Source organism: Collimonas arenae (assembly GCF_001584165.1).
Taxonomy (GTDB): domain Bacteria; phylum Pseudomonadota; class Gammaproteobacteria; order Burkholderiales; family Burkholderiaceae_D; genus Collimonas; species Collimonas arenae.
In genome coordinates, this window is the sequence record NZ_CP013233.1 from 1,593,965 (window position 1) to 1,614,399 (window position 20,435).

The 20,435-nt window shown below is 56.2% G+C and carries 18 protein-coding genes and 2 pseudogenes; 12 read left to right on the forward strand and 8 right to left on the reverse strand.

All coding sequences use genetic code 11. The features are described 5' to 3' along the window. Positions 1–91: 91 nt before the first annotated feature. The 3 genes from CAter10_RS07565 to CAter10_RS07575 all read right to left on the reverse strand — a co-directional run bounded on the left by CAter10_RS07565 (position 92) and on the right by CAter10_RS07575 (position 2,208). Positions 92–433, reverse strand: a complete 342-nt coding sequence (locus tag CAter10_RS07565) for a zinc ribbon domain-containing protein YjdM (RefSeq protein ID WP_061532938.1) — start codon at positions 431–433, stop codon at positions 92–94. 107 nt (positions 434–540) lie between these two features. Then, the gene (locus CAter10_RS07570; RefSeq protein WP_061532939.1) at positions 541–1,725 is read right to left on the reverse strand and encodes a GGDEF domain-containing protein; all 1,185 of its coding nucleotides are present in this window, start codon (positions 1,723–1,725) and stop codon (positions 541–543) included. Between the two features lie 99 nt (positions 1,726–1,824). Continuing rightward, on the reverse strand, positions 1,825–2,208 hold the full coding sequence (locus tag CAter10_RS07575; protein WP_061532940.1) for a DUF427 domain-containing protein: 384 nt from the start codon (positions 2,206–2,208) through the stop codon (positions 1,825–1,827). Positions 2,209–2,447: 239 nt separating this feature from the next. On the opposite strand from CAter10_RS07575, the gene CAter10_RS07580 reads away from it, so the two are divergent. Continuing rightward, the gene (locus CAter10_RS07580; protein ID WP_231879220.1) at positions 2,448–3,008 is read left to right on the forward strand and encodes a DUF1439 domain-containing protein; all 561 of its coding nucleotides are present in this window, start codon (positions 2,448–2,450) and stop codon (positions 3,006–3,008) included. A gap of 38 nt (positions 3,009–3,046) precedes the next feature. Here the strand turns inward: CAter10_RS07580 and CAter10_RS07585 are convergent, their stop codons facing one another. Further along, on the reverse strand, positions 3,047–3,901 hold the full coding sequence (locus tag CAter10_RS07585) for a GNAT family N-acetyltransferase (protein WP_128083011.1): 855 nt from the start codon (positions 3,899–3,901) through the stop codon (positions 3,047–3,049). Positions 3,902–4,133: 232 nt separating this feature from the next. Here CAter10_RS07585 and CAter10_RS07590 point away from each other — a divergent pair. The 3 genes and pseudogenes from CAter10_RS07590 (at position 4,134) to CAter10_RS24190 (ending at position 6,554) form a co-directional block, all read left to right on the forward strand. Beyond that, positions 4,134–5,254: pseudogene (locus CAter10_RS07590) on the forward strand (DegT/DnrJ/EryC1/StrS family aminotransferase). A gap of 93 nt (positions 5,255–5,347) precedes the next feature. Continuing rightward, entirely contained in the window at positions 5,348–5,872 is a 525-nt protein-coding gene (locus CAter10_RS24185) for an MFS transporter (RefSeq protein ID WP_335340203.1), read from the forward strand. A 58-nt stretch (positions 5,873–5,930) separates the two neighbouring features. Further along, a complete protein-coding gene (locus CAter10_RS24190; protein WP_335340204.1) occupies positions 5,931–6,554 on the forward strand; it encodes an MFS transporter in 624 nt (207 codons plus the stop codon). An 86-nt stretch (positions 6,555–6,640) separates the two neighbouring features. Here the strand turns inward: CAter10_RS24190 and CAter10_RS07600 are convergent, their stop codons facing one another. After that, on the reverse strand, positions 6,641–7,390 hold the full coding sequence (locus tag CAter10_RS07600) for an SDR family NAD(P)-dependent oxidoreductase (protein ID WP_061532943.1): 750 nt from the start codon (positions 7,388–7,390) through the stop codon (positions 6,641–6,643). A gap of 161 nt (positions 7,391–7,551) precedes the next feature. Here CAter10_RS07600 and CAter10_RS24495 point away from each other — a divergent pair, with 161 nt between their 5' ends. Together CAter10_RS24495 and CAter10_RS23435 are read left to right on the forward strand one after the other, a co-directional pair. Further along, the gene (locus CAter10_RS24495; protein ID WP_417924722.1) at positions 7,552–7,782 is read left to right on the forward strand and encodes a LysR family transcriptional regulator; all 231 of its coding nucleotides are present in this window, start codon (positions 7,552–7,554) and stop codon (positions 7,780–7,782) included. After that, positions 7,683–8,497: pseudogene (locus tag CAter10_RS23435) on the forward strand (substrate binding domain-containing protein). Before CAter10_RS24495 ends, CAter10_RS23435 begins: the two are co-directional and overlap by 100 nt. Positions 8,498–8,645: 148 nt before the next feature. Here CAter10_RS23435 and CAter10_RS07610 read toward each other — a convergent pair. Further along, positions 8,646–9,551, reverse strand: a complete 906-nt coding sequence (locus tag CAter10_RS07610; protein WP_061532944.1) for a LysR family transcriptional regulator — start codon at positions 9,549–9,551, stop codon at positions 8,646–8,648. 150 nt (positions 9,552–9,701) lie between these two features. Here CAter10_RS07610 and CAter10_RS07615 point away from each other — a divergent pair, with 150 nt between their 5' ends. Continuing rightward, complete coding sequence (locus tag CAter10_RS07615; RefSeq protein WP_061532945.1) at positions 9,702–11,282, forward strand: MFS transporter; 1,581 nt, start codon at positions 9,702–9,704, stop codon at positions 11,280–11,282. 679 nt (positions 11,283–11,961) lie between these two features. Here CAter10_RS07615 and CAter10_RS07620 read toward each other — a convergent pair. Continuing rightward, positions 11,962–13,392, reverse strand: coding sequence for an IS1182 family transposase (locus CAter10_RS07620; protein WP_061531847.1), 1,431 nt, complete (start codon positions 13,390–13,392; stop codon positions 11,962–11,964). A gap of 216 nt (positions 13,393–13,608) precedes the next feature. Here CAter10_RS07620 and CAter10_RS07625 point away from each other — a divergent pair, with 216 nt between their 5' ends. The 3 genes from CAter10_RS07625 (at position 13,609) to CAter10_RS07635 (ending at position 16,186) form a co-directional block, all read left to right on the forward strand. Continuing rightward, on the forward strand, positions 13,609–14,265 hold the full coding sequence (locus CAter10_RS07625) for a DsbA family oxidoreductase (protein WP_061532946.1): 657 nt from the start codon (positions 13,609–13,611) through the stop codon (positions 14,263–14,265). Between the two features lie 249 nt (positions 14,266–14,514). Continuing rightward, positions 14,515–15,372 (forward strand): tetratricopeptide repeat protein, encoded by an 858-nt coding sequence (locus CAter10_RS07630; protein WP_082797831.1) that lies wholly within the window; start codon positions 14,515–14,517, stop codon positions 15,370–15,372. A gap of 328 nt (positions 15,373–15,700) precedes the next feature. After that, positions 15,701–16,186 (forward strand): hypothetical protein, encoded by a 486-nt coding sequence (locus CAter10_RS07635; RefSeq protein ID WP_061537086.1) that lies wholly within the window; start codon positions 15,701–15,703, stop codon positions 16,184–16,186. Positions 16,187–16,473: 287 nt separating this feature from the next. On the opposite strand, the gene CAter10_RS07640 is transcribed toward CAter10_RS07635, so the two are convergent. Further along, positions 16,474–17,406, reverse strand: a complete 933-nt coding sequence (locus CAter10_RS07640) for a LysR family transcriptional regulator (RefSeq protein WP_061535223.1) — start codon at positions 17,404–17,406, stop codon at positions 16,474–16,476. A 225-nt stretch (positions 17,407–17,631) separates the two neighbouring features. On the opposite strand from CAter10_RS07640, the gene CAter10_RS07645 reads away from it, so the two are divergent. Beyond that, positions 17,632–18,804 (forward strand): ABC transporter substrate-binding protein, encoded by a 1,173-nt coding sequence (locus CAter10_RS07645; protein ID WP_061535224.1) that lies wholly within the window; start codon positions 17,632–17,634, stop codon positions 18,802–18,804. A gap of 92 nt (positions 18,805–18,896) precedes the next feature. Further along, positions 18,897–20,405, forward strand: coding sequence for a CoA-acylating methylmalonate-semialdehyde dehydrogenase (locus CAter10_RS07650; protein ID WP_061532949.1), 1,509 nt, complete (start codon positions 18,897–18,899; stop codon positions 20,403–20,405). Positions 20,406–20,435 lie beyond the last annotated feature (30 nt).

The following is a 20,435-nucleotide window of genomic DNA, read 5'->3' on the forward strand; positions in this document are numbered from 1 at the left end:
ATTGGATTGGATTCAGCGCATTCTGGCCCGGCGGCGGATTTTTATCAAATGCATTTTGCATGATCCCGGCAACGGCCGGGATGTAGCAAACTTAGACTTTCTTGACGAATTCCGATTTCAGGCTCATGGCGCCGAATCCATCGATCTTGCAGTCGATGTCGTGGTCGCTGTCCACCAGGCGAATGTTCTTCACCTTGGTGCCGACCTTGACCACGCCGCCGGAACCCTTCAGTTTCAGATCCTTGATCACGGTCACGGTATCGCCGTCCTGCAAAATATTGCCGACCGCATCGCGATAGACTTTGGCGCCTTCGGCCGCGGATTCGGCGGCTTGCTGCGGCCATTCATGGGCGCATTCCGGGCAGATATAGAGGCCGCCATCCTCGTAAGTGAATTCGGAGCCGCATTGCGGGCAGGCTGGTAACGTATTCATGTTGGATTCCTTCGGACTGAGCCATTGCTATAAAAGGCCAACAGTATACTGCTTGACAGTCGCCGCTCCTGTTTTTTGCCATTGTGCAGGTTGTGTCGGCAACAAGATCAAACCGTCGCCGGCATCGCTTGGTCTACCGCCTGCACATCGTCCGGCAGCACCCGATTACGGCCGGCACTCTTCGCCGTATAGAGCGCGCGGTCGGCACGCATGCTCAAGCGGTCGAAGGTTTCGCCGGTGCGCCAGCTGGCGACGCCAGCGCTGATGCTGTAGCGGCATTCACCAAATGCGCCGATGACCAGCTGCATCTTGGTTTGTTCACGCAGGCGTTCGGCAATCCTAAGGGCGCCTGCGGTATCGGTGTCGGGCAGTAGCACCGCGAACTCTTCACCGCCCATCCGGCCCAGCGCGTCGCTATCGCGCAGGCTGGCGCGCGTCATGCGCACGAACTCTCGCAGCACGGTGTCGCCGCCGGCGTGGCCGTGGTTGTCGTTGATGTGCTTGAAGTGATCAAGATCGATAATCAGCAGCGATAGCGGCCGGCCAGCTTTGACGGCGTTAGCGATCTGTTCGCGCGCCAGTGTTTCCAGGCGTTTGCGCGAAAGAGCACCGGTCATGTGGTCGTGATTGGCGGCATCCTCGGCCGCAGCCAGCATGGCGTCGTGAATCATCATGACCGCCACCATGGTCATGGCTGGCATGATCACGGCGCCAACGATCAGCAGCGCCATGTTCCATGTGCTATGGAATATCAGCGGGTCGGAAGGCAGCGGCAACATGATGAAGTGAATCCCGCGCGCCACCTGGCATAGCGCGAAAATCAGCGCCAGGGCGGCGGCGAACCAATAGTTGTAGCGACGCCGTGTGGATGGACGATGGCGTAGGAGCAGGACTGCCACAGCCACGCAAACGATGCCGGTGTACGTGGTGGTTGCCAACACGCGCAAGGGGATGTTGTCATCAATATAGAGCCAGATTGTCAGAGCAAGGGCCAGTGCGCCGATGCCGGCCGCCAGCCGCAGCCAGTGCGGTGGCCGTCCGAGAAAGCGTGCGCAACCGGCGTAGTAACAGGCCGTCGATAACGCCAGAACGAGATTGGCAGCGACAATCGAAAAGAAATCCGGAACCAGGCCGCGCAGTCCGAGCAACAGCAGGCCGCCAATCACTGCCAGGTTGGAGGTAAACCATTCGCGCACTCCCGCCATTTCTGCGCGGAGTAGCGACCCTAGCACCAATACCATCGCCAGGCTGAGCAGCACGGTGGTGATGAGGATGGAGGCAGGAGTCAGCATGGCCGGCGGACGGGTTGAGGTGGCGGGTATTGTAATGCCTGGACAAAGTTGCGTCGATCTTGTTTACCCGAAGTTCGCCGAGCCGTCCACAAGCATTGTTCATTCCACTGGACGCTCTTCGATTGCATCGACGCGGTCGGGATAGAAAGCCAGGTGATCCTTGATGGCGGCAACTGCCGCATGTGGCGTCTCATAACTCCACACCGCATTCACCGAGCGATTACCGCCGAGAGGAATGCTGAAATAGGTGCAGTCACCTTTGTAGGGGCAGTAGGTGGCATGGTCAGTCCGCTGCAGCAGTGACATATCGACGTCTTTGCGGGGAACATACTGCACGGCTGGATAAGAGGCTTCCTGGAGCGTCAGTGCTTCGTGGGTATCGGCGATGACCTTCCCTGCGAGAGACACGACTATCCGCGCGGGATTTTTTGTGATGGTAATTGGATGGTCTACGCTCGGGACTTTGATTGGCTTGGTTTCCATGGTGTCGGTTTCTTTCCTTGACTGAGTTGGAATACGTTGCGCTTGAGCTGGATTGCGATGAGATTGATTTAATTGCAATGTATCTTGGCCGGTCTCGATACGGCATGAATACACAGCGATCTTAGAACGTTTCCGGCGATGCTGCCGGCACTGTCGGTGTCGAACTTAGGGACTGTGGCCGAAATGGGGTATAACTGGATGCGTTTGGATGAATACAAGAGTGATAGGAAGCAATGCATATGAAACGACGCAAATGGATGGGTATGCTGTTGGCGGTCGCGGCGATGGGTGTCGCGACGACTGCCTTAGGTGGCTATAACGTCTGGTCCAATGAATATACGCTGTCGCAGCAACAGCTACAGACGGCGATAGAAAGCAAATTTCCGGCGCGCTTGCGTTACGCGGAGGTGTTCACTGTGGATATCAGGCATCCGCGCCTGGCGCTCAATCCGACAGAAAATCGCGTCGTGACGATTGTCAGTGTCAGTGTGCAGAGCCAGCTGCCGCTGGTGCCGCTGAACGGCACCATCAAGTTGAGCAGCGCCTTGAAATACGATAGCCAGGCACGTGCTATCCGCCTGGATAATCCGACCGTGGATGCAATCGATTTCGGCGAACTTGCCGCACCGTACGCACAGCAACTCAATGAGATCGGCGCCATCGTTGCGCAGCGGGTGCTGAAGGACTATCCGATTTACACCTTCAAGCCCGAGCAGTTGCGTCTGAACGGAAAACTGTTTGAACCGGGTGCGATTACCGTGCAGGCCGACGGTATTGCGGTCGAGGTCAATGCTTCCTGAGCGCTCGCTAGAATAGAGAGCGGGCAATCACCGAGCGATCATGCGTCGCGCTGGCGGACAAAAGTCGATTTAGTATAGGCAAGGCCAAAACCGGCACGCTCTGTATTCCGCGCGCTCGTGTTCGCCGGTCTCGCGGTGACGCATGCAAGCACGCAGCCTGCGCCGCGCGCTGCAGCCAGCCGCGCATTCAACAGCGCAAGTTGTACCCCTCTACCGCGATGCGCCGGCAACGTGCTGGCGATATACAAATGCGCAACCAGGCCCGCGCCAGTCTCAATCAGGCTCATTGCGGCAGTACCCGCAACGATGCCATCGTAGGTGGCAGCGAACAGCCGGGTGTCGGTGCGCAGCACAGCGATGCGCGCCAGCGTTTCAAGCAAAATGACCGGCCGGCTCACCGCCTGCACCGAGAAACCTGCCATCGATTGCTCTACAAATATCGGCTCGACTATGGCCCGATCGGTAACTATCTCTATCCCGTCACGCGGCGCAGCAAACACGTCAGCAGGAGACAAATAGCGTGCGTAGGTGTTGCTGTATGCGTTGACATGATAATTGCGCTCGGCCATGGCCGCCAGCACGCTGTTGTGTGCATGCGGGCAGATATCCACCTGCGTTTCCAGACCTAGAGTGGAGTAGGTTCTTTCCAGTTCTGCCAGTTCCTTGGAATTCAATTGTGCACCCATGCCGAGTCCAGTGACGTGATTCAGCTTGCGTCCGTATGCCGCATCCGTGACAGCCGCAACACCGCCGGCGATTGCGATTATCCGGCATTCGTCGCGTCCGCTCAACTGCACGTAGGTAGCGACTTGGCGGCTCAAATGCGTGGCTTCGGCGTGTTCGAGCGCTTGAGCGAGTTCGGGACTGGTCAACAGCATGGAATGTGAAGGCAAGGTTTTTGGGGTGGCGATAAGGTCAAAAAACGTATTGATTCGCCTTGTATGTGGCAGGCAGAATCAATGGGGCGCTTCTATTTGGGCCAGATTAAATATTATCAGTGTATTGCAAATTGGTAATTAAATTATTGACTGATAGAATGTTTGTTTTGTCGTTTTTAAATAGAACGCGCGTTTCACATTTGCTTCACATTTCCGGCATGGCCGCTGGCAACTCCGAAGACTTCCAATGACAAAAACCAATTTACTCAATTTCGCGCAGCCCCAGCTCGACGAGGCGACCATTGCCGCAGTAGTGGATGTGTTGCGCTCCAACTGGATTGCCAGCGGCCCCAATGTGCAGGCTTTCGAACAAGCCTTGTCTGATTCCTTCGGCGGGCGGCCGACACGTGTGCTGACCTCGGCCACCGGCGCAATGGAAGTCGCGCTTGAATTGTGCGGCATCGGCGCTGGGGATGAGGTCATTACTTCCGCGCAGAGTTTTTTTTCGACGATGAACATGATCGTCAAGGTCGGCGCAAAACCGGTTTTCGTCGATTGCGATCTGGAGACCCGGAATATCGATCTGGCGCAAGTGGAAGCGGCAATCACGCCACGCACCAAGGCAATCATGCCGACCCACTTTCCAGGTGCGTTGGTCGACATGGATGCCTTGTTCGCCTTGGCGAAAAAGCATGGCTTGCGCGTGATTGAGGATGCGGCGCTGGTCCAGGGCTCCCAGTGGAAAGGGCAGGCCGTCGGCAGTTTCGGCGACATCGCAACGTTCAGCTTCCATCCCAACAAGAACATGACAACGATCGAGGGCGGCGCGATCGTCGTCAATGATGAGGCTGAGGCGAAACAGGTTGAGGTGTTGCGTTTCCACGGCATCGTGCGGCTGCCGGACGAGACACGAGACGTCGTCGTTGCCGGTGGTAAGTTCAATATGTCTGACGTGTCTGCCGTCATCGGCTTGCATCAACTGCAGCAGTTGCCGCAGTTTTTGGCGAAACGTTCTGTCCTGGCGGCGCGTTATTTTGAGCGCTTTCCGAAGATTCCGGGCGTAGTGTTGCCGCCGCAAGGCGTACCGGATCAGAGCTGGAACATGTTTTGTGCGCTGATTCCATTTGAACGGCTTGGCCAGACACGCCAGCAATTCCGCGCTGCATTGCGCGCGCAAGGAGTTGCGACCGGCGTGTCGTACGAAGCCTGTCATCTCACAAGCATAGGACGCGGTTAGGCTGTCGCGAAGGACAGTTTCCTCATGCAGAACGCATTAGCCGCGAAACCGTGTCGCTGCCGCTGCATGCAAGGATGACCGAAGAGGATGTCGACCGCGTATGTGCGGTGGTGCTGAACACCTGTCAATGAGCGCTTGGGTTGATGGCTGCCGGCATACAGTCCGTGCAGCAGTAAGCTCATTGAATTCCGATTTTGAATCTCGATTTTTCGCTAACAAGCACAATGAATGATTTGAAAACAGCGCCGACTTTCCAGGATTCAACTCCCACTGAAACTTCTGTCCGCCGTCGTTCCCTGATAGCCGCCTGCAGCGCCCATGCAATACATGACGGCCTGACCGATGTCATCTATGTGCTGTTGCCGATATGGCAGGCGCAATTTTCCATCAGTTATGCAATGGTGGGCCTGTTACGCGGATCCTACTCCGGCATGATGGCTGGCTTTCAACTACTGGCAAGCAGATTGGCAAAGCGCTGGGGGCGAGAGCGCATGCTGGTGGGCGGGACGGTGCTGGCAGGCCTTGCCTACCTGGTTGCCGGGCAGGCCGGCAGTCTGACGGTGCTGCTGATCGCGCTTTTGCTCGGTGGCTTGGGGGCCAGCACACAGCACCCGCTGGCATCCTCCATCGTCGCCGACACCTACGAGGCAGGCGGTGGCGTCAAAGAGGCGCTGTCACAGTACAACTTTGCCGGCGACATCGGCAAGACGTTGATCCCGGGGTTGGTGGGTTATTGCTGGTTGTCGTGAGCTGGCGGGCCAGTGTGACATTGATGGGGCTGCTCGGCCTGGCCGCAGCAGGCCTGCTGTGGTGGCTCATCCCGACACCGACCGAACCGGCATTGGATCGGAAGAAACCGGCAAGACAATCACCGGAACCGGCTCGGTCAGCGGTCTGCGTGCGCTGCTGCTGACCGGTACCTTGGACAGCGCAGTGCGGATGGGATTTCTCACCTTCTTGCCATTCCTCCTGAAAAGTAAAGGCGCCGGCACCGCAGGCATCGGCTTGGCGCTGTCGCTATTGTTCATCGGCGGCGCGTTCGGCAAGTTGTTTTGCGGTTATCTGGGCGCACGCATCGGCATGATGAAGACGGTGTGGCTGACTGAGTCCGCCACATCGCTGCTGATCGTATTGGCAGTGTGGCTGCCGCTTGTCGGAATGATGGCAATGCTGCCGCTGTTGGGGCTCGCCTTGAACGGGACGTCGTCGGTGTTGTATGGCGTCGTGCCGGAACTGGCCGCGGCAGGCAAGCGCGAGCAGACTTTTGCATTGTTCTATACCGGCACCATCGGTGGCGGGGCGCTAGCGCCGATATTGTTTGGACGGCTGGGCGACGTCGCCGGCATTCCCGTCGCCGCGGTCACGCTGGCGGCGATCCTGTTGTTTACGTTGCCATTGTCGTGGTGGGTGCAGAAAGCGTTGGAGGAGTAATTCCGCGCGTGTCGGGCTGCAACTGCTCGATGGCCGCCGACTGCAGTTTCGAAAAGAGGGCGGCCAATACTGAGCAAGCTGGGTTATCAGCGTAGCCCACCCGAAACGAACAGAATATCGCCGCTTACCCAGGCCGCATCGTCCGACGCGAGAAAGACTGCGGCCGGAGCGATGTCGGAGGGTTTGCCCAAACGTCCGAGCGGAGTCGCGCTGATCATTTGCGTATCCATACCGCTACCGATAAAGCCTATCGCTTTCGCTCCCTCGGTGTCGGTAGCGCCCGGCGCTATTGCGTTGACCCGAATATTCCTGGCGCCCAGCTCTTTTGCCAGAACGCGCGTTATTGTCGCTACGGCGCTCTTGGTGGAGGTGTACAGGGAAGACCAAGGCGGATTCATCTCCACTCCCGCGGTAACGATGTTGATGATGCTGCCGCCCGCCGTACCGAAATATTTCAGCGCCTCCTGGATAGTCAAAAAGACTGACAGCACATTCGAGTTGTAGTGATGATGAAAGCCTTCTTCGGTCACGGCCTCTACCGGCGCAAATTTGAAGATGCCGGCGTTATTGACCAGTACATCCAAGCGATCGAATTGACGCTTGGTTTCGGCAAATAAACGTTGTACATCAGCTGCTTTCGATACATCGGCTTGCACGGAGATAGCCTTGCCTCCCTGGGCAACGATTTCGGCGACCGCGCGGTCTGCGTCTTCCTTGCTGTTGACGTAATTCACAACCACCGATGCGCCTTGCGCGGCAAGGCCGATCGCGATACCGGCCCCAATGCCTTTGGATGCGCCGGTAACAATTGCCACTTTTCCATTGAGTTTGCTCATATCCATTCCTGTATGCGGTTAGTTGCTAGCCAAAGTCATGTGACTCTGCTGATACGGAGCGTAGCGGTTACACTGGTAATGAAAAATAGCATTATCGATAAATCATTGTTTCGTTTAAATTGACAATCTCGTTCGATAAAACCAGGAGAGTTTGTGTGGACGTGAATCTAAATCGCTTGCAGTCATTTGTTGCAGTCGTTGACGCCGGCTCGCTTACTCGTGCGGCGCAGACATTGGGCGTGACCAAAGCGATGGTCAGCTTGCACCTGAAGCAGCTGGAGGCAGAGCTGGGATGCGCTCTGCTCACACGCACTACGCGCAGGCTGGCCTTACCGACGTCGGCGAGCGCTTTTACACGGATTGCGTACAACTGCTTGGCGACGCGCAGGTAGCGGTAGATAACGCGCGATCAGGTCATGCCAGGCTAACGGGAGAGTTGCGGATAACCTCGACGCTGGAATATGGGATTCATGTGGTTGTGCCCGCATTGGCAGCCTTCTCCAAATTGCACCCCGATTTGGGCATCGATTTTTCAGGTGCTACCAGCCTGGCGAATTTGGTGGCAGATCGCTTCGACCTGGCGATTCGGCTTGGACAACTCAACGACTCTCGATACCGTGCCGCACCGCTGGACAGTTTGATATCGTACTGGTCACCACGCCCACTTATATCCGCGAGCATGGTTTGCCCAACTCTCCGTCAGACCTCCAGCGACTACGTTGGATTGTGCTTTCAGGTTTCGATCAGCGCATCAAGCTCTCTAAGCGCGACGCAAGTACGCCGCCATTTTCAGTACCATTTCGCAGCAGCATTCAAGCCGATAGCGCTTCAGCCAAGCTGCACTTTGTCCTGGCCGATTTAGGCATCGCCGTATTGCCGGAATGGGTGGTGCGCCAGGACCTGAAACTCGGTCGATTGGTGCGTTTGCTTCCTGACTACGAAATGCCCAAGCAGGGGATATTTGCAGTATTTCCCAACACCCAGCACATACCGGCCAAGGTGCGGCAGTTTATCGATTTTATGCGCGAGTATGTGGCGCAAGACACTGCTCGCATGAATCATGCGGCGCCAGAAAATGCGCCAACTCAAGCAAAGAAGAGGCGCTGACGCAAGTCGTTCAACAGCCAGCTCCCGACCGGCCCAAGAGGTTTGTCTCGAATATGCGCAGCATAAATCAACAGGCGTGTGCTGGGTACGATTTTTTGATCTTGACGAGGCCACGCAGCGGATGGTTTTGAAATGCCGCCGTCAGTTCTTATGGGGTATGAAAATCCTGAGCGAATAGCCGAGTCGAGATGAAGTCCACGAAGACTCTGATCTTTGGGGATAGCTGGCGATTTGATGGCCACAACGCCCAGAACTGGCCGCGATCCAACTGGTAATCATCCAGCACGATTTGCAGCAGCTTCTCGCTCACGGCTTTTTGGGCCAGGAAATCAGGCACGTAGGCAATGCCGTGGCCGTCGATTGCGGCAGTGAATACCGCTTCCATATTGTTGAACGTCAGCATCGATGGCAAGCGTAATTGCGACCATACTGGATCGGCCGACATGGTCCAGTCCATGAGTTTTCCCGTTGTCAAAAAACGGTAGCGCAAACAATCATGCTGCTCCAGGTCGGACGGAATGTGCGGAACGCCCTTGCGCTCCAGATACGCAGGGGCTGCGCACAGCACGAAGCGAAACGCCCCTATCCGTCGCGACATCAATTTGGAATCCGGCAAGTTGCCACTGCGGATGACGACATCAAAGCCATCCTCGATGACGTCGACGAGTTGGTCGTTGAAGTCGACGTCCAATTCGACTTCCGGGTAAAGACGTCGAAACTCGGGCAACACTGGCAGCAGGAAGCGATAACCGATGGTTGGTACGCCGACTCGTAGCTTGCCACGCGGCGCCTCGACGGCATGCGACAACATCGACTCCGCATCTTGCAGATCATCCAGGATGGATCTGCAGCGTTGATAGAACAGTTCTCCTTCTGTAGTCAGGTGCACCCTGCGTGTGCTGCGTTGAAACAGGCGTACCCCCACGGTCTGCTCAAGCTTCGCCACGTTCTTGCCCACGGCCGAAGCAGACACGCCAAGCGCACGCGCGGCCGCAACGAAACTCAGGGCTTCCGCCGTCTTTACGAATGAGACGATTCCGCTAAGGCTATCCATCAGGCTCCAATTAGAGAGTTTTACTCCCTTATAAGTGGAAGTGTAGTGTGTTTATCTAGCATTGCATCTAATTTATCATCATTCCAAGTGTCCAGTCCAACTTGAATCCCTTGGTTCTGGCTTGAATCCTTTCACCTACTTGGTATTTCGATGACGAATTCAACTTCTGAAACTGACCGTAGCAGACTGCTCATTCTTGCCTCCGTCTGCTTGGCCGCGGTGGTGCTGCCTTTGAGCTTCTCCGGAGGCGCAGTCGCCACGCCGGCGATCGGCCGTGACCTGGGAGGTAGCCCTGCGGCGCTAACGTGGATCACCAACGCCTTCATGCTGAGCTTTGGCAGTCTGCTGATGGCGGCCGGCGCCCTGGCCGACGAGTTCGGGCGCAAGCGCCTGTTCATTCTAGGTATGGCGCTATTCATCGTTGTTTCGCTGGCGTTGAGCTTCGCACCGACAGTTGCATGGCTCGATGTGCTCCGTGCCATACAAGGAGTTGCGGCTGCGGCTTCGCTATCGAGCGGTTCCGCAGCGCTGGCGCAGGAATTCGAGGGGCATGCGCGAACGCGCGCCTTCAGTTTGCTCGGTACAAGTTTCGGCGTCGGCCTGGCTTTTGGTCCACTCTTGGCGGGCGCGCTGATTGACGTCTTCGGCTGGCGATCAATCTTTATGACGACAGCCGGAATTGCCGCCTTGGCTCTTGTTTTTGGCGCACCCCGCATGCGAGAGACGCGCAATCCAAATGCCGCCGGACTAGACTGGCCGGGTACGCTTACCTTTACGGGGACTCTCGCTCTTTTCACTTTTGGGGTAATTCAAGCGCCGGAAAGTGGTTGGACGAGTCCGTTTGTTGTCGCGTTGCTAGCTGCCTCCTTGATTTTTCTGGCCGCCTTCATTTGGGTGGAAACACGCGTTGCGCGACCAATGCTGGATCTCAGCCTGTTTCGGTATCCGCGTTTCGTCGGTGTCCAGATGCTGCCCATCGGAACTTGCTACTGCTATATCGTCCTGGTGGTACTTTTGCCACTTCGTTTTATTGGCATGGGGGGATTAAGCGAAATAGATGCCGGTTGGCTGATGCTTGCGTTATCTGCGCCGATGCTAGTGATCCCGCTAGCCGTAGCCACATTGGTGCGCTGGATTTCTGCGGGTGTGCTTTCTGGCATAGGTTTTTTGATTGCGGCGATCGGACTTTACTGGCTCAGCAACATTGGCGTTGGCGAGCCGGGCCATGCTGTCGTGATCCCGATGTTTTTGATTGGAGTCGGTGCCGGCATGCCGTGGGGATTGATGGATGGACTATCCGTCAGCGTTGTACCCAAGGAACGCGCCGGCATGGCGACCGGTATTTTCAATACCACGCGCGTGGCGGGTGAGGGCATCGCGCTTGCCATTGCTGTGGCCATGCTTTCGGCGTTTGCCCAAAGCGGCCTTCAATCTGCACTGTCAAAAAACGGTCCTATCGCTGTCGCACGAATCAACGAAGCGGCTCAACGTGTCGCAGCGGGCGATCTTCTCCATGCATCTGCAAGCCTTCCGGAGGTTAGCCCGGATATTCTTATCGCCAGTTATGCCGGTGCATTCCAGAGTCTGCTCCATACCTTGATAGCGATCACGGTCCTCTCCGCGATAGCCGCTTTTCTATTTCTCAGTCGTACTCCATTAACGGGCAGCGACTCGGAAGACAGCCCGAGCGTTGTGGATGCCACCGTTACACCTGAGTATGCGGAAACCTGATGAAGGGCGGGCAAGCGGGAGAGGACAATCTGGATATCATTTCCTCAATGTCCGTGAGCGCCAACGCGGCTCGGCCATCAGGAACGTCCGCTCGCGCCAGAAGCACAAAGGAAGCGCTGGCTCGCCCTCCAATCAGTTCAAGTTCAGTCTTCCATATATTCCATTTGTTCGAGATCAGCGATCAGTCCCGGACCAGTCGGGCGCCACGCTAGCCGTTCCTGCGTTTTTGCGAAGTCGGGGTCAGGTCTTGCAATGACATAATGCTCAAGCACTAGAGCAAAAAAATGTTTCGGTGCAAGACCTGACCCCGTCGTCGTTGGATCAATACGACCCCGAAGTCTATGGTTCGTATCGCGTCTTTCGCGGCGGGGGCTGGTCGGATACGGCCAGAGGATACCTTGCGACTAACCGTCGCCGCAGTCATCCGACATTTTCGATCGATGATCTTGGTTTTCGTGTTGCCAGATCAGTAGGCCATGACGGCGAATGAGGTCATCATAGTCTCGAAGACTGAAATCGGCCGAGGCCGTGTAAAAACGCTGAATCCATCAAGGGAGCCGAGATCCACGTCATTTTAACGCGACATTGTTGATAATAGAGAGCCCTGCAAACGCGGCGGCTATTTCCCTTGGCCTAGTAAATAGCCGTCTCCAAACATATCTCCTGACGCTAAAAGCGCCTATGCGCTCATCACCTTCATCAAGGTTCCCACGCCCAGCACGTTGATCATCCGCTTCATGTTGTAAGCCAGGACATGCAAGCTCATCTCGGTGCTCACTCGGGCCTTGGTTTTGGTGAGGAAGTGCGTAGCACCCATCCATGCCTTGATGGTGCCGAATGGATGCTCAACCGTTTGCCGGCGTATTCGCATCGCCTTCGGCGTTCGTTCCAACCGCTCCTGCATGGCCTCCAGTACAGACTCATGCTCCCATCGTGTCACGCGCCGTTGAGGACTTGGCGTGCATGCGGATTTGAGTGAGCACTGCTGGCAATTCGAGCTCCAATAGCGGTGCAAATTCAAGCCTTTCTCTTTGCTCGTGAAACGCCAGATCAATCGCTCTCCGGCGGGACACTGATATTCATTGGCGCGTGCGTCGTAAATGAAATCCGCTTTGCCAAACCGACCTTCAGCAGAGGCATTGGAGGTCAGGTTCTTCGGGACGATCACGTTGATGCCGGCTTGTGTGCACGCCAGGATCTCTTCTCCTTTGAAGTAACCACGATCAGCAACTACGGTCAGCGATGCGGTGCCAATCGCTTCTTGCGCTTGCCGGCTCATCGAGTGCAGTTGATCCCGGTCGCTCCCGATGTTGGTCACCTCGTGCGCCACAATCAGATGATGCTTTGCGTCGACCACCGTTTGTACGTTGTAGCCAACGACGCCTGTACCACGCGTCTTCATCGACCGTGCATCAGGATCGGTTTGGGAGACTTGTTGATCCGGCGTCTTCTGGAGTTTTAATTGGATGTCTTCAAGCTCTCGCATCTGCGCCTTGAGCGCTGCGATATTCTCATGCAGTCGAGTTGTCGTGAGTTGCTTGCGGTCCGGCTCTTGGCGATCCGCCGTGTCGAGGGCTGTCAGATAGCGATCAATGCTCGCTGCGATCTCTTCCATGCGCCGTTGCAGCTTGGCGCTGGTGAAGTTGCGGTCGCGGTTGTTGACGGCTTTGAATTTGCTGCCGTCAATAGCGACCAGCGCTTCAGAGAACAGGCCAAGTCGCTGACACAGCACGACGAACTGCTTGCATACATTGGAGATGGCACGGCCATTGTCTTTGCGGAAGTTGGCGATAGTCTTGAAGTCCGGCGTCAAATGCCCTGTCAGCCACATCAGTTCAACGTTACGCTGCGCCTCTCGTTCCAGGCGACGGCTTGATTGGAGCCGATTGAGATAGCCGTAGATGTAAATCTTGAGAAGAACCGATGGGTGATAGGCCGGACGTCCTGTTTGTGCAGGCATTGTTCCTTCGAAACCCATTTGCACCAGGTCCAGTTCATCGACGAAAACATCGACTACCCGCACTGGGTTGCTATCGGCAACGTAGTCGTCCAGTTGCTCGGGAAGCAAAATGCGTTGACTGCGATCCAGCCCTTCAATGAAGCGTTTCATAGGTGTACCTCGAACAGAGTCATCTGTTCGTGTGACATGGATCGCCGCAAATCGTTTACTTCCGATTAGAATTAGCGCTCGACAGCGTTTTTACACAGCCTCGGCCAGAAGCGGCCATCTCTGCGACACCCTCGGATGGCACTCGCACATCCGACATACAATATCCTCATCCATTAACGCCACCTGACGACAGGTGTCATGCCATGAGGTATTGCCATGAATAACGCTTTGAAAATCGATTTCGTCTCCGATGTCGTATGCCCCTGGTGTGCGATCGGGCTGGCGGGTCTCAATATTGCGCTCGAACGCCTCACTCCGGAGACGCACGTCGACTTCACCGTCCACCCCTTCGAGCTCAACCCTGGTATGCCCGCAGCCGGGCAGGAGCAACTTGAACATATCACCGAAAAATACGGCATCACCGCTGATCAGGCGCGCATCAACCGCGAACAGATTCGGGCCAGGGCGGCTGCCGTCGGTTTCACCATGAACCGCAATGACGCCAGCCGTGTCTACAACACTTTCGACGCGCATCGTCTGCTTGCCTGGGCAAAAGAGAAGAATGCGCAAGCAACGCTCAAACTGGTCTTGCTCAAGGCCTATTTCACCGACGGGAAAAACATCTCGGACAGGACTGTGCTGGCGCAACTTGCCATCCAGGCCGGCCTGGATGGCGCCGAAGCCAACGAAGTACTGGCATCGGATCGCTTTGCTCAGGAAGTGAAGGAGGAGGAAACGCTATGGGCCCAGCGCGGCATCAGCAGCGTGCCCGCAGTCATCGTGAATGATCGCTACCTGATCTCGGGCGGCCAGCCGCCTGAGGTATTTGAAGAGCAGCTTCGGGCGATCCTGGCGAGCGACGAGCGGGATTGATTGTCGCGGGGAGTGTTCACGAACTTGTGCTGACCGGGAATGACCGGCGTCGGCCACAAGCCGCCGTCTGGCCACTAGGTTGAAATTTTAGAGAAATTGTATGAATGATGGCTTGTTTGATGATCTATTGAGTCGAATGACTGCTTCGAAAGTTGCTACTCTTTCCGGTAGTCGCTGATCGGTTCAAACGGACATTTTTAACGCAAATAATATAGACACTGATTAGATTCATCAATTCTGACAACAGCCATGAAAAAACTTATTGTCGTTTTACTTGCAACATGGTGTTGTGGATGTGTAACCGGTAAGGTGCCCGCCAGCATGCATTCATCCCGATCCATTGACTTGAATGCCTCTCTGACAGAGGCCAAGGAGGCCCATGAACTGCACGATTATCTCAGAGAGCGTCAACTGCTCGAACCGCTTGCAAAAGACGGAAATGCGGAAGCACAGGCTATGCTCGGTTTCTTGTATCGGTTCGGTCTGGGTGTCACTGAGAATCACACCGAGTCTGTGAGCTGCTTTCAAAAGGCAGCGGCGCAAGGAAACGCGTGGGCGCAACAGAGTTATGGTGCAGCTCTGTTGAAAGGAGATGGGGTCGTACAGGATATTGCTCAGGGCATTGTCTGGCTGCGGAAGGCGGGCGACAACGGATTTGTCGGTGCCTACGCTACTCTTGGGGATCTTTATCTTCATGGAAAGGGGGTCGCGAAAGATCTAAAAAATGGACTGGCGTACTATTCAATGGCTGCCGATGGCGGGGATGGAGGGGCGAATTTCGTGCTCGGTTCTATGTATGAACAAGGGATCGAGGTTGACAAGGACCTGACGAAAGCGGCGCTCTGGTACAGCAAGGGTGCTGAACTTGGCTTCTTCATGTGCCAATACAATCTTTCCTTACTGTATACAAGCGGCTTCGGTGTACCTCAAGATTTGGTTGAGGCCTACAAATGGGCCGAGCTCGCCGCAAACTCAGGGCCGCCTGACGCCACTACCTTGCGTGACTTTCTGAAGCCAAGACTGAGTGAGGTTCAGCGTGCCAAGGCGGAGCGCCTAGTTAGCGATTGGCAAGCCACCCACCAGAAACGCAAATGGCAGCAGCTTTAACCGCCATTGTCGAAAGACTGCTCTCGGTCGAAATCGACCAGTCGTGACCGGCTCAAAACGGCCAAATCCAGACGATGGAGCTTTCACTCCAAAGAAGACTTTCGCAACCGCTCAAGCAATACAATCCGTTGCTCAAACGATACTTTGCTCATAAACTAACGTGACAGCTAGCTGTCTGCCTTTCACGGTTTTTCTATTGACGCCTAACTTGGCCAAAAAGGAAATCGCATGCAGCGGCGCACGTTTCCTGCCGACCGTCGGCCGGGATAGGTGGACAGCCTGCCAAGTTAGGCAGAGATTTTTTTCACCCTAACTAGAGTTGGATTCAATGCGTAGATATATCAAGCCAGTATTGCTCTCCATCTTGCTTCTCTTGGCCGGCTTTGCGGGAGGAACAATGTATGGCATCTGGACCGGATTAGGCGCGTCGTTAATGCTGGAATCAACTCCAAAAGGTGTACTTGCTGTCGCGAATTTGAAAGCATTGGAATTAGGCAAAACCGAACCGTTGAAATTGCTCCTAGAGTCGGACGTTGACCAAGCTCTATCGTATTATTCCCTGCAAAAGGACACGTGGTGGTACCCGCTTTTCAAGTCCGGTGCTTTACTCGTTAACCCAGGCGACTATGAGGGCTACATTCGTCGCGTAGCGAACTACCGGGAGCTGCATCCTTCGCCTATGAACGAGAGCGCGTTCGATGTTGTACCGGCAGACAAATCTGAGTACAAGGAAGAGTATAAACAGATGGCAAAAGCATTGCGGGAGCATACGAAGCGTGTCAACGATACGGTCAAAAAATATGCCGATAAATAATCTAGCTCGTTGTTCGAAACCGACGCCTCGCGGTGCTGGTCAACGTGGTCGTTGGGTGTCATGAAACTCACGCTGGGCCACAATGTCATCATCGACATGGCGAACGGCTCGGGCGACCGCTTTGGGTCGCTTTTAGCCTTTCGCGATTAGCTCAAAACGCCCACAAGCTGCGGCTTGTTGAAGGCAGGAAAATGTTCCTGTCGGGTCGTTAGCAGATGCTTATATTGATCACTCTTTCGGCCGACCATAAGTATCTCGCCTCATCCAATCCGTTGCATTCGGCCAGATCATGCTTGACCTGATCCCGCTGAATACACCATCTCACGCGACTCACCCATCAGGAATGCCCGATTAGGCTCGATCGCCTCGCGCAGGTAGCGCCACAGCGCGGCTACCCGGGCGACATTGCGGGTTTCGGTCGCCGCCACTAACCAGAATGCACGCTGGATATCGACCTGGCCGTCCAGCACCGGCACCAGGTCGTCGCTTTGCTGAGCCAGGAAGCAGGGCAGGATCGCCAGGCCCTGGCCGCTGCGCGCGGCAGTGTACTGGGCGATGACGCTGGTGCTACGGAAGGCACGGAATGCGGTTGGCGCGACGTTGTCCTTGTAGCGCAGTTCTTCACTGAACACCAGGTCGTCGACATAGCCGATAAACGGATGGCTGGCGAGATCTTGGACTGTCTTGATCGGCGCGTGATTTTCCAGGTAGGAGCGGGTGGCGTACAGCTTGAGCAGGTAGTCGGTCAGCTTGGTGACGACATAGTTGCCGCTTTGCGGGCGCTCGATGGTGACGCCGATATCGGCTTCGCGCTTGGACAGGTTGACGAAACGTGGCACCGGCAGCAGGTCAACGGTGATGTGCGGATGGCGTGCGCAAAAATGCGCCAGGTGCGGCGCCAGGACAAAGGTGCCAAAACCTTCGGTGGCGCCCAACCGCACCTGGCCCGACAGCAGGCGGTTGTGGCCGCTGAGTTCTTCTGCGGCGGCGTACACCGTGCTTTCCACCCGCTCCGCGTATTCGATCAGGCGATGCCCTTCGGCGGTCAGGGTGTAGCCCTGGTTATTGCGTTCGAACAGCTGGCTGCCGACTTGCTCTTCGAAGCGGCGCATGCGGCGCGATACGGTGGAGTGATCGATTCCGAGTTTCTTGGCGGCCTCGACCAGGCCCTGGCTGCGCGTCAGTTCCAGGAAGACGCGCAGGTTGTCCCAATTCAGCATGGCATTCGTTGATTTCATCGTGTCTCTTTGCTTTGCATTAATGCAAAGTCATTGTGGAATATTGCCTATTGTCCCAATAATAATGCACATGCAGAATGACTCTACAGAAAATTTTATAAAAACGATGTGGGGTGGATGCATCTTTGCGCTCAGCCCACAAAACAGGAGACAAGAATGACAAAGCGCATGCTGCTTGCGAGTGGTTCGGCCGTGGTCTTTTCGTTAATGGGTTTGCTGGGAAGCGGCCAGGCACTGGCCCAGGACAGCGACGTCTACAAGGTCGGCATCCTGACCGACATGTCGGGGCCGTATTCGGCGATGGGCGGCCCGGGTTCGGTGGTGGCGGCCAAGATGGCGATCGAAGATTGCATGAAGGCTGAATGCAAGGGCATGAAAATCGAATTGCTCACTGCCGATCATCAAAACAAGGCCGACATCGGCGCTTCCAAGGCACGCGAATGGATCGACCGCGACAAGGTTGATGCGATTGCCGACTTGACCAATTCTTCGGTAGCGCTGGCGGTGCAGCGGCTGATCCGCGACAAGGGCGGCATTGCCATGTACAGCGGCCCGGCCACCACCGTGTTGACCAATGCTGAATGCGCGCCGAATGGTTTCCACTGGATGTTCGATACTTACTCGCAGGCTGCCGGCGCAGCCGCCGCGCTGACCAAGATGGGACAGAAATCCTGGTACTTCGTAACCGTCGACTACGCCTTTGGTCAATCGCTGGAAAAGGATGCCGGCGATATGGTCAAGAGCCTCGGCGGCACCGTGGTCGGCTCGGTTCGCCATCCCTTGAACGCCAGCGACTTCTCGTCCTTCCTGCTGCAAGCCCAGAGCTCGAAGGCGCAAGTGATCGGTCTGGCGGATGGTGGCCAGGATACGGTCAATGCGATCAAGGCGGCGCGCTCGTTCGGCGTCGGTACCAAGAACCAGCGTCTGGCGGCGTTGCTGGTGTTCCTGTCAGACGTCCATGCGCTGGGTCTCAACGATGCCCAAGGCCTGATCTATACCGACGGCTTTTACTGGGATTTTGATAACGACACACGCACTTTCTCCAAACGTTTCGAAGCGCTCAACAAAGGCAACAAACCGACCATGGTGCATGCCGGCGTGTACTCCAGCGTCTACCACTACCTGAAGGCGGCGGCGGCCACTAAATCCCACGATTGGAAAGTGGTCACGCAAAAAATGCGCGAGATTCCGATTCACGATGCCGTGATGCGTAACGCATCGATCCGTCCTGATGGCCGGGTGATCCACGACATGTATCTGTATCAGGTGAAAACACCAGCCGAATCGAAAGCGCCGTGGGATTACCTGAAGCTGCTGTCGACGATTCCGGCGCAGCAAGCCTTTAAGCCAATGGACGCTTCTTGTTCGTTGACTAAGTAATGCCGGCGGTGCCGGGCGCTGCGTGGCGCGTCGTGCAGGCACCGTCGTTTTTTTAACGATTCTTAATTGTTTTTCTGTTCGAGGAAGTCATCATGTCAGTTACCAATATCCCAAATGTTCCGCTGTATATCGGCGGCAAAGCGGTCCAGTCGACCAGCACCGAATGGCGCGATGTCCTGAATCCGGCAACCCAGGAGGTGGTGGCGCGTGTGCCGTTCGCCACCAAGGCGGAAGTCGACCTTGCGGTAGCCAACGCCAAGGAAACTTTCCGCACCTGGCGTAATACTTCGCTGGCGCAACGCATGCGCATCATGCTCAAGTTCCAGCAACTTCTGCGTGAGAACATTGCGCCGCTGGCCGAACTGATTACACGCGAACACGGCAAGACCCTGCCGGATGCTGAAGGTGAAGTGATGCGCGGCCTGGAAGTGGTTGAGCATGCCTGCTCGATCACCTCGCTGCAACTGGGCGAACTGGCCGAAAATGCCGCTACCGGAGTCGACGTCTACACTATCAACCAGCCGCTCGGTGTGGGCGCCGGCATTACTGCGTTCAACTTCCCGGTGATGCTGCCTTGCTTCATGTTCCCGGTTGCGGTCGCTTGCGGCAATACCTTCATCCTCAAGCCGTCCGAGCAGGATCCGTCATCCTCGCTGTTCCTGGTTGAACTGGCGCAGCAGGCCGGTTTGCCGCCAGGCGTGCTGAACGTGGTGCATGGCGGCCCGGAAGTCGCCAACATGCTGTGCGATCATCCTGATATCAAGGCGATTTCGTTCATCGGCTCGACCCATGTCGGCACGCATATCTATCGCCGCGCTGGCGAATCGGGTAAGCGCGCGCAGTGCATGATGGGCGCGAAGAACCATTGCATCGTGCTGCCGGACGCCAACAAGGACCAGGCCATCAACAATTTGCTGGGTGCGGCCTTCGGCGCTGCCGGTCAGCGTTGCATGGCGAATTCGATGGTGCTGCTGGTTGGCAAGGCACGCTCCTGGCTGCCGGAAATCGTCGAGCGTTCGCGCGGCCTGAAAATCGGTCCTGGCAGCGATCGCAAAGCCGACCTCGGACCGATGGTGTCGAAAGCCGCCAAGGCGCGTACCGAGCGTCTGATCGGATCGGGTGTGGAGCAGGGCGCGCAATTGCTGCTGGATGGCCGCAATTGCCAGGTCGATGGTTATCCAGATGGGAATTTTGTCGGGCCGACGATTTTCTCTGGCGTGACTGCCGAGATGGATATTTATACACAAGAGATTTTCGGGCCGGCGATGTGCGTGGTCGAGCTGGAAACGCTGGATGAGGCAATCGCCTTTATCAACGCCAATCCGAACGGCAACGGCACTTCCATTTTCACTTCGTCGGGCTGGTCTGCACGCAAGTTCCAGAACGAAATCGATGTCGGCCAAGTCGGCATCAACGTGCCGATTCCGGTGCCGGTGGCGTACTTTAGCTTCACCGGCTCGCGTGCCTCGAAACTGGGTGACCTCGGCCCGAACGGCAAGCAGGCTGTGCAGTTCTGGACTCAGACCAAGACCGTGACCGCACGCTGGTTTGCACCGGATGACGACGGCGGCGTGATCAACACGACGATTTCGATGAAGTGATTGGGCAATGCCACATGAGGAGGGTTTCAC

Bases quoted from the DNA above. Each gene is read 5' to 3' on its own strand.
- CAter10_RS07565 (WP_061532938.1), bottom strand. From the start codon at position 433: ATGAATACGTTACCAGCCTGCCCGCAATGCGGCTCCGAATTCACTTAC.
- CAter10_RS07570 (WP_061532939.1), bottom strand. From the start codon at position 1,725: ATGCTGACTCCTGCCTCCATCCTCATCACCACCGTGCTGCTCAGCCTG.
- CAter10_RS07575 (WP_061532940.1), bottom strand. From the start codon at position 2,208: ATGGAAACCAAGCCAATCAAAGTCCCGAGCGTAGACCATCCAATTACC.
- CAter10_RS07580 (WP_231879220.1), top strand. From the start codon at position 2,448: ATGAAACGACGCAAATGGATGGGTATGCTGTTGGCGGTCGCGGCGATG.
- CAter10_RS24185 (WP_335340203.1), top strand. From the start codon at position 5,348: ATGAATGATTTGAAAACAGCGCCGACTTTCCAGGATTCAACTCCCACT.
- CAter10_RS07600 (WP_061532943.1), bottom strand. From the start codon at position 7,390: ATGAGCAAACTCAATGGAAAAGTGGCAATTGTTACCGGCGCATCCAAA.
- CAter10_RS07610 (WP_061532944.1), bottom strand. From the start codon at position 9,551: ATGGATAGCCTTAGCGGAATCGTCTCATTCGTAAAGACGGCGGAAGCC.
- CAter10_RS07615 (WP_061532945.1), top strand. From the start codon at position 9,702: ATGACGAATTCAACTTCTGAAACTGACCGTAGCAGACTGCTCATTCTT.
- CAter10_RS07620 (WP_061531847.1), bottom strand. From the start codon at position 13,392: ATGAAACGCTTCATTGAAGGGCTGGATCGCAGTCAACGCATTTTGCTT.
- CAter10_RS07625 (WP_061532946.1), top strand. From the start codon at position 13,609: ATGAATAACGCTTTGAAAATCGATTTCGTCTCCGATGTCGTATGCCCC.
- CAter10_RS07630 (WP_082797831.1), top strand. From the start codon at position 14,515: ATGAAAAAACTTATTGTCGTTTTACTTGCAACATGGTGTTGTGGATGT.
- CAter10_RS07635 (WP_061537086.1), top strand. From the start codon at position 15,701: ATGCGTAGATATATCAAGCCAGTATTGCTCTCCATCTTGCTTCTCTTG.
- CAter10_RS07640 (WP_061535223.1), bottom strand. From the start codon at position 17,406: ATGCTGAATTGGGACAACCTGCGCGTCTTCCTGGAACTGACGCGCAGC.
- CAter10_RS07645 (WP_061535224.1), top strand. From the start codon at position 17,632: ATGGGTTTGCTGGGAAGCGGCCAGGCACTGGCCCAGGACAGCGACGTC.
- CAter10_RS07650 (WP_061532949.1), top strand. From the start codon at position 18,897: ATGTCAGTTACCAATATCCCAAATGTTCCGCTGTATATCGGCGGCAAA.